Raw genomic sequence first — 6,686 nt, 5'->3', positions numbered from 1 at the left:
ATGGCGACGGCCCCGGCGAACACGAGCGCACCATGGTGGTCAATACCCGGCAGCTGAAGCGCTCGGCGAAGCCGTGGCGCCCCTTCTCCTTCGCCAACAAGCTGGAGAAGGTGTCTCTCACCGAGTCCCGGCTCACCGGCCGGCTCAAGTGGTTGACGCCGAAGGGCGAGGCCATCGAGGCGCTGTGCGCCCGGCTCAAGGCCATCTTCGACGCGCAGCCCGTCTTCACGCTGGAGACGTTGCACGTCCTCGGAACGAGCGAGCTGCGTCGGCACCTGGCGGCGCCCTCCTTCCTCTCCTTCCTGGTCCCCGGCCCGCATCGCGGGCGCGCGGTGCTGGAGGTGGAGCTGGCCCTGGCGCACGCGGTGGTGGACATGCTGCTGGGCGGCGCGGGGGAGACGGTCGGCCTGCGGCCCCTGACGGACATCGAGGAAGGCGTGGTGGGCTTCGTCATCCTCGAGGCGCTCAAGGCGCTGGCGCCGGGGATGGATCCGGGTCAGCCCAAGCTGCGCATGGAGGGAGTGGCGCGCGGGGCGGACGAGGCGGCGGCGCGGCTGGGCGAGGATGGGCCGGTGCTGGTGGTCCAACTCCGGGCCCGGATCGGCGCCCAGGAGGGCGCGGTGCGCCTCTTCGTGCCCTCGGGCGTGCTGGAGGTGATGGAGCCGGCGCAGGTGGCCGAGCACCGGCGGGCGCTGCTGCGCGCGGACGCGCAGGCCCACCTGGCGCGCCTGTCCTCGGTACGCACCTGGCTGCGGGCGGAGATCGGCTACGCGGAGATCTCCAGCCAGGATCTGTCGAGCCTCCGGGTGAAGGACGTGGTGCTGGTGGACGTGCTCTCGGCCCGGCCGGACCGGGGCGAGGAGGGCACCGCGCGGCTGCGCCTGGGGCTGGGGCGCGTGGGCTGCCTGAACGCGGAGGTGTTCCTCGAGAACGGCCAGTACCAGGCGCGAATCACCGAGGTGGTGCTCGGCGAGCAGTCCTTCCAGCGGCGCGTGCCCTCCGAGTCGGACGAGGCCGCGGCGAATGCCCTGAGCGAAGCGGGGGAGCAGGAGGAGTTCACCGACCCCGAGAGGCGCAACCCTTTGGCGGAGAGTAGAGCCTTGGACGACAGAATGGATGCAGGCGACCTGCTGGGTGACATCCCGCTGCAGATTTCCGTGGAGCTGGCCCGGGTGCCGGTGACGGCGGACCAGGTGGTGTCCATGCGGGTAGGGCAGGTGGTCGAGCTCAACCGGACGCCGGGCGAGCCGGTGGACCTCTCGGTGAACGGCAAGGTGGTGGCCCGGGGTGAGCTGGTGGAGGTCGAGGGTCACCTGGGCGTTCGCATCATCTCCCTCGCGGGCTAGCCCAGCGCCGTCCGAGGGAGCCGCCGTGGCATTGGAACGAGGAGAGCAGAGCGTGCCACGGTGGGCAGACCCAGGCAGGCGAGCGGGGGAGCGAAGCGGGGCAGGGGAGGCCCGTGGCGGTCTCCTGGCCGATGCACTAGCCTCGCGCCCCACCATGGCAGTGTCTTTCGTCTCCCTCCTGCGTCCCGTCGTGCTGGCGTGCGCGTGCGTGCTGCTCGCGCCGTTGGCCCGGGCCCAGGCTCCCGCCGCTGAAGCGGCCCCCTCCCAGCAGTCCCCGGCCCCCGTGGCGAAGGACGCCACCGCGGACAAGGCCGCGCCCGCTCCGGCCCTGACGACGCCAGCGCCTTCCGCCGATGAGCACCTGGAGCCTTCCCTGCCGGCCGGCATGGAGGAGGAGCCCGAGAGCCTGAGCTGGATGCTGCTGCGCACGCTGATGCTGTTCGGCGCGGTGGTGGCCTGCATCTACCTGACGCTCAACGTGGGCCTGCGCAGGCTCATGGGGCTGCAGGGCGTGCCAGTGGGGCGGGCCTCGGTGGTGTCGGTGGTGGAGCGGGTGCCGCTGGACCAGCGCCGCACGCTCTTCGTGTTGAAGGCCGCGGGTGAGTACCTGCTGGTGGGCGGCGGCGAGAGTGGCCTGCAACTGCTCTCGAAGCTCGATACCGAGGCGGTGGAGCGCATCCGCTCCGAGCGCCCTCCGGCCAACGTGATTCCTCTTTCTCCCTTCCTCCAGAAGCTCCTCGCCCGCCGCGATGCCACCCCATCGGGCGCTACCCAGCCGAGCGGCACCCAGCCGCCGAGCGCCTGAAGAGACGACCCTTGAGCCTGCCAACCGTTCGCCTCCCCACCCTTCGCATCGCGCCCTGGATGTTCGCCGCGGCGATCACGCTGAATCCGCTCATCGCCCTCGCCGCCAAGCGTGGCGGTGGCACTGGCACCGAGGCCGTGGCCGTCGAGTCGGTGACGCCGGACTCCTTCGCCTCGCGTCCGCTGGTGCTGATGCTGGCGCTGGCCGCGCTGTCGCTCGTCCCCTTCGTGCTGATGATGGTGACGAGCTTCGTGAAGATCTCCGTGGTGCTCTCCATCGTTCGCTCGGCGCTGGGCACCCAGCAGATTCCTCCCACGCAGGTCATCACCGGCCTGGGCATCATCCTCACCGTCTACATCATGGCGCCGGTGGGTCAGGCCATGTACCGGGCCTCGGAGGTGGACATCCTGGCCAAGGGCCCCGCCCTGTTGTCCTCGGAGTCGGTGGGCAACCTGCTGGAGGCGGCCAACAAGTCCAAGGAGCCGCTGCGCGACTTCCTCATCAAGAAGATCACCAACAAGGACCGCTCGCTCTTCTTCAACCTGGCCAAGAAGATGCGGGCCGAGGAGGATCGCAAGGACATCACCGATCGGGACTTCATGATCATCGTCCCGGCCTTCGTGGTGTCCGAGCTCAAGGAGGCCTTCCAGATCGGCTTCCTGCTCTTCGTGCCCTTCATCGTGATCGACATGGTGGTGGCCAACATCCTGCTGGCGCTGGGCATGCACATGCTCTCGCCGACCACCATCTCCATGCCCTTCAAGCTCCTGCTCTTCGTCCTCGTCGATGGCTGGTACCTCATCGCCAAGGGCCTGGTCATCGGTTACCTGTGAGACGCACATGCACCAGCTGAATTCCATCCTCCAGCAGGCGCTCTACCTCGTGCTCGTCGTCTCGGCTCCGCCGGTGCTGATGAGCCTCCTGGTGGGCTTCCTCATCTCCGTCTTCCAGGCCACCACGCAGATCCAGGAGCAGACGCTCTCGTTCGCTCCCAAGGTCATCGTCGTGTTCGGGGTGCTGGCGCTCACCGGTCCGTGGATTGGCAGCCAGCTCGTGCGCTTCACCTTCCACGTCTTCGATCAGTTCCCGGCCCTCATCGCCAGATGAACATCTCCGATGTCATCACCCGGCTGACGGAGCAGGCCAACCTCTCGCTCGTCATCTTCACCGTGGGCCTGCTCATGTGCCGGATCATGCCGGTGCTGGTGCTCTCGCCATTCCTTGGCGGCGAGGTGGTGCCCACGGAGATCAAGATGGGCGTGGGCGTCACGCTCTCCGTGGTGCTCTTCCCGGCGGTGAGCGCGCGCATGGGGACCATCCCCACCACGGCGCTGCCCTACATCGGGCTGCTGCTCAAGGAGATCTTCATCGGGGTGGCGCTGGCGACGATCGTGAACGTGGTGTTCGAGGCGGCGCGCGTGGCCGGCAACATCGTGGACACCATGTCGGGCAGCAACAACGCCCAGCTCTACGTGCCGCAGATCGGCCAGCAGGTGTCGCTCTTCTCCAGCCTCAAGGTGCAGCTGGCGGTGGTGCTCTTCCTCACGCTCAACGGCCACCACCTGGTCATCGAGGCGCTCGCCGAGAGCTTCAACGTCGTGCCCCTGGACAGCTTCCCGCGCTTCAGCCACGGCTCCTGGGCCTTCTTCGACCTGATGATCCGCACCTTCGCGGACCTGCTGAAGATCTCCCTCGCGCTCGCCGCGCCGCCCACGCTGGCCGCCTTCCTGACGGACATGGCGCTGGGCGCGGTCAACCGCGTGGCGCCCCAAGTCCAGGTGTTCTTCATCTCCATGGCCATCAAGCCGCTGGTGGGCGTGGTCATCGTCTTCATGTCAATCGGCCTCATCATGGGACGGCTGCAGACGGAGTTCGCCGCCATGCTGGCCATGTTGCGCGACGCCGTGCGCCTGCTCGGCTGAACCGGGGTTCCTCGCCATGTCCGACGAGAAGACAGAAGAACCCTCACAAAAGAAGCTCGACGACTCACGCAAGAAGGGTCAGGTCTGGAAGAGCAAGGACCTGACGGGCGTGTTCGGCCTGGCCGTGGGCCTGGGCGTGGTCAAGTCGACGTGGTCCAACCTGGAGCAGCGGGCCACCGAGCTCTTCCACTTCAGCTTCGCGCACATCGCCCACCCGCAGGAGCTGGAGAAGGCCACCTACGAGCTCATGCTGATGGGGCTGAGCTCGGTGGTGACGCTCACCCTCCCGGTGTTGGCGGCCGTGGCCATCGCCGGCGGCCTCCTGGATTTCCTCCAGGTGGGCTCGCTGTTCACGATGGATCCGCTGATGCCCAAGCTCGAGAAGCTCAACCCCATCGAGGGGATGAAGAACCTCGTGGGCAAGAAGCAGATCATCGAGCTGGTCAAGAACCTGCTCAAGATCTCCGTGGCCGCCTACGTGACCTTCGGAGTGGTACGCGACTCCATGCCCCTGGTGGTGGAGACGGTGCGCCGCGACACCGAGACCATGATGGCCGTCATGGGCGAGCTGGTCTACCGCGTCTCCCTGCGCGTGGGCATGGTCTTCTTCCTCTTCGCCATCTTCGACGTCTGGTGGCAGCGCAAGTCCTACATGAAGGACATGATGATGTCGAAGGAGGACGTGAAGAAGGAATACAAGGAGAGCGAGGGCGATCCGCACCACAAGGCCAAGCGCAAGGAGCTGCACCACGAGATCATGGAGGGGGCGCAGATGGAGGCCGTGAAAGAGGCCGACGTCATCGTCACCAACCCGGATCACGTGGCCGTGGCGCTCAAGTACGACAAGGACAAGGACGGAGCGCCCCGGGTGCTGGCCAAGGGCCTGGACTTCAAGGCCGAGCGCATCAAGGCGCTCGCGCGCGACTCCGACGTGCCCACGCTGCGCAACGTGCCCCTGGCACATGCGCTGCTGCGTGTGGAAGTGGGCCATGAGGTCCCCGAGGAGCTGTACGACGCCGTCGCCGAGGTGCTCAACTTCGTCTACGGCCTGAAGAATCCCACCCCCGCGGCGCGTGCTTGATGTCGCGCCTGCCCACCGCCCCGAGCCGAGGTTCCCATGAGTGACGATGTGGAGATGGCGATCGCGCTCAAGTACGACAAGGAGAAGGACGTCGCTCCGCGCGTGGTGGCCAAGGGCATGCGCCTCAAGGCGGAGAAGATCCGGGAGATCGCCAAGCAGTACAACATCCCGGTGATGAGGAACGTGCCGCTGGCGAGCGCGCTCTACCGCGTCGACGTGGGCCAGGAGGTCCCCGAGGAGCTGTACGACGCGGTGGCGGAGATCCTCAACTTCGTCTTCTCCCTCCAGCAGGAGCAGGCAGGCGGCAAACGCTGAGGGTGGGCTAGACTGTAGGCCCCCAAATCGAGTGAGGTTCGGTCCAGACCATGGCCAAAATCAATAATCAGCCCCCAAAAGCACCCCTCTGGCCCTGGGGGGGACCCCGCGCGGTCCGCGAGAAGCTGGTCGACCCTTCCCAGCTCGATCGCAAGAAGCGCAAGGTAGGCAATCCGAAGAACCCGGCGCTCGCCTCGGCGGCGCTGCTGGACTTCATCGGCCCGGCGCACTCCTCCGAGGAGGTCCGCCTACCCTCGCCTCCGCAGCCCAAGGGCAATGACGCGCCCCTCGAGGGCTTCTCGGACCGGCCGCACCTGGCCAGCGTGGCCGGGCGTGCCGATGGCGAGCAGCGCCATCAGCTCGAGCGCAGCCTGGGGCGCATCAACGCGCCGCCCGAGCGCATGGAGCGCCTCAAGGGCCTGCTGCAGCGCGAGGCGCAGATGCTGGCGCTCGTGGGCCAGGTCCACGCGGAGATTCAGGAGATCCAGCGCCGTATGCGCGAGGAGCAGCAGGAGCAGGGGTACTAGCACCATGCCCGCACCGGATTCGAACAACCCCCAGCAGGACGAGGCGAAGCTCAACACGCTGATGCAGCGTTGGGCGGACGGCAAGGCGACGTTGCGCGACGTGCGCGGCTACACGGACGAGGAGCTGTACGCCATCGCCAAGACGGCCTACTACTTCTTCTACCAGGGCCGGGTGAACGAGGCGCGGACGCTCTTCCAGGGCCTCTACGCCGTCAATCCCGCGGATGCCTACTTCGCCAAGGCGCTCGGCGTGGTGGAGATGGCCGCCGGCAACCCGCAGGGCGCGCTGGCCGCCTACGACGTGGCCCTCAAGCTGGCCGCCAACGACGCGGGCGCCTACGTGGGCCGCGCCGAGGTGAAGCTGGCCATGGGCCAGAAGTCCCAGGCGGTGGAGGATCTGCGCCGCGCTACCCAGCTCGCCAAGGACGACGAGGCGGTTTTCGCCAAGGCTTCCGCGATGTTGGAGACGCTGGGCCGGCGCTGAGAAAAGTGGGGAAAAATCAGGGAGGAAACTCCCGGAGGCCCCCCGCGATAATCCTTTTGTAAGCAGGGCGGCGCTGGCGCTGCCCCCTCACTGGAGATACCCAAATGAAGATCGGTGGCTTTCAGCTTCCCAAGATTGACCTCGGCAAGATCATCGGCGGCTCCCTGCTCAACGGCGTCAAGGACGCGCTGAAGAACGTCATCGGC

At 67.3% G+C, this 6,686-nt stretch carries 8 protein-coding genes and 1 pseudogene; all 9 read left to right on the top strand.

The features are described from left to right. On the top strand, positions 1-1,346 hold a 1,346-nt coding region (gene sctQ / locus VF697_RS39400; protein ID WP_331103324.1), incomplete at its 5' end, for a type III secretion system cytoplasmic ring protein SctQ. Positions 1,347-1,500: 154 nt separating this feature from the next. Next, positions 1,501-2,151, top strand: coding sequence for a flagellar biosynthetic protein FliO (locus VF697_RS39395; RefSeq protein ID WP_331103323.1), 651 nt, complete (start codon positions 1,501-1,503; stop codon positions 2,149-2,151). A 59-nt stretch (positions 2,152-2,210) separates the two neighbouring features. Beyond that, entirely contained in the window at positions 2,211-2,984 is a 774-nt protein-coding gene (gene sctR / locus VF697_RS39390) for a type III secretion system export apparatus subunit SctR (RefSeq protein WP_331103326.1), read from the top strand. 7 nt (positions 2,985-2,991) lie between these two features. Next, positions 2,992-3,258 carry a flagellar biosynthesis protein FliQ gene (gene fliQ, locus VF697_RS39385; RefSeq protein ID WP_331103322.1) on the top strand — a complete coding sequence of 89 codons (267 nt, stop codon included), beginning with the start codon at positions 2,992-2,994 and terminating at the stop codon, positions 3,256-3,258. Continuing rightward, positions 3,255-4,073, top strand: a complete 819-nt coding sequence (locus VF697_RS39380; RefSeq protein WP_331103321.1) for a flagellar biosynthetic protein FliR — start codon at positions 3,255-3,257, stop codon at positions 4,071-4,073. Before fliQ ends, VF697_RS39380 begins: the two co-directional genes overlap by 4 nt. Before the next feature lie 16 nt (positions 4,074-4,089). After that, positions 4,090-5,154, top strand: a complete 1,065-nt coding sequence (sctU, locus tag VF697_RS39375) for a type III secretion system export apparatus subunit SctU (protein WP_331103319.1) — start codon at positions 4,090-4,092, stop codon at positions 5,152-5,154. Positions 5,155-5,187: 33 nt separating this feature from the next. After that, a pseudogene (locus tag VF697_RS39370) lies at positions 5,188-5,469 on the top strand (EscU/YscU/HrcU family type III secretion system export apparatus switch protein); the annotation flags it as partial. 50 nt (positions 5,470-5,519) lie between these two features. Then, positions 5,520-5,996 (top strand): hypothetical protein, encoded by a 477-nt coding sequence (locus VF697_RS39365; RefSeq protein ID WP_331103315.1) that lies wholly within the window; start codon positions 5,520-5,522, stop codon positions 5,994-5,996. A gap of 4 nt (positions 5,997-6,000) precedes the next feature. After that, positions 6,001-6,480, top strand: coding sequence for a SycD/LcrH family type III secretion system chaperone (locus tag VF697_RS39360; protein ID WP_331103313.1), 480 nt, complete (start codon positions 6,001-6,003; stop codon positions 6,478-6,480). Positions 6,481-6,686: the final 206 nt, after the last annotated feature.

This window comes from Archangium sp., assembly GCF_036388035.1.
In the GTDB taxonomy this organism is placed as follows: domain Bacteria; phylum Myxococcota; class Myxococcia; order Myxococcales; family Myxococcaceae; genus Archangium.
Note: the sequence above shows the minus strand (reverse complement) of the source record. Positions and strands in the feature narration are given on the sequence as shown.

Bases quoted from the DNA above. Each gene is read 5' to 3' on its own strand.
- VF697_RS39365 (WP_331103315.1), top strand. From the start codon at position 5,520: ATGGCCAAAATCAATAATCAGCCCCCAAAAGCACCCCTCTGGCCCTGG.
- VF697_RS39380 (WP_331103321.1), top strand. From the start codon at position 3,255: ATGAACATCTCCGATGTCATCACCCGGCTGACGGAGCAGGCCAACCTC.
- sctU (WP_331103319.1), top strand. From the start codon at position 4,090: ATGTCCGACGAGAAGACAGAAGAACCCTCACAAAAGAAGCTCGACGAC.
- fliQ (WP_331103322.1), top strand. From the start codon at position 2,992: ATGCACCAGCTGAATTCCATCCTCCAGCAGGCGCTCTACCTCGTGCTC.
- sctR (WP_331103326.1), top strand. From the start codon at position 2,211: ATGTTCGCCGCGGCGATCACGCTGAATCCGCTCATCGCCCTCGCCGCC.
- VF697_RS39395 (WP_331103323.1), top strand. From the start codon at position 1,501: ATGGCAGTGTCTTTCGTCTCCCTCCTGCGTCCCGTCGTGCTGGCGTGC.
- VF697_RS39360 (WP_331103313.1), top strand. From the start codon at position 6,001: ATGCCCGCACCGGATTCGAACAACCCCCAGCAGGACGAGGCGAAGCTC.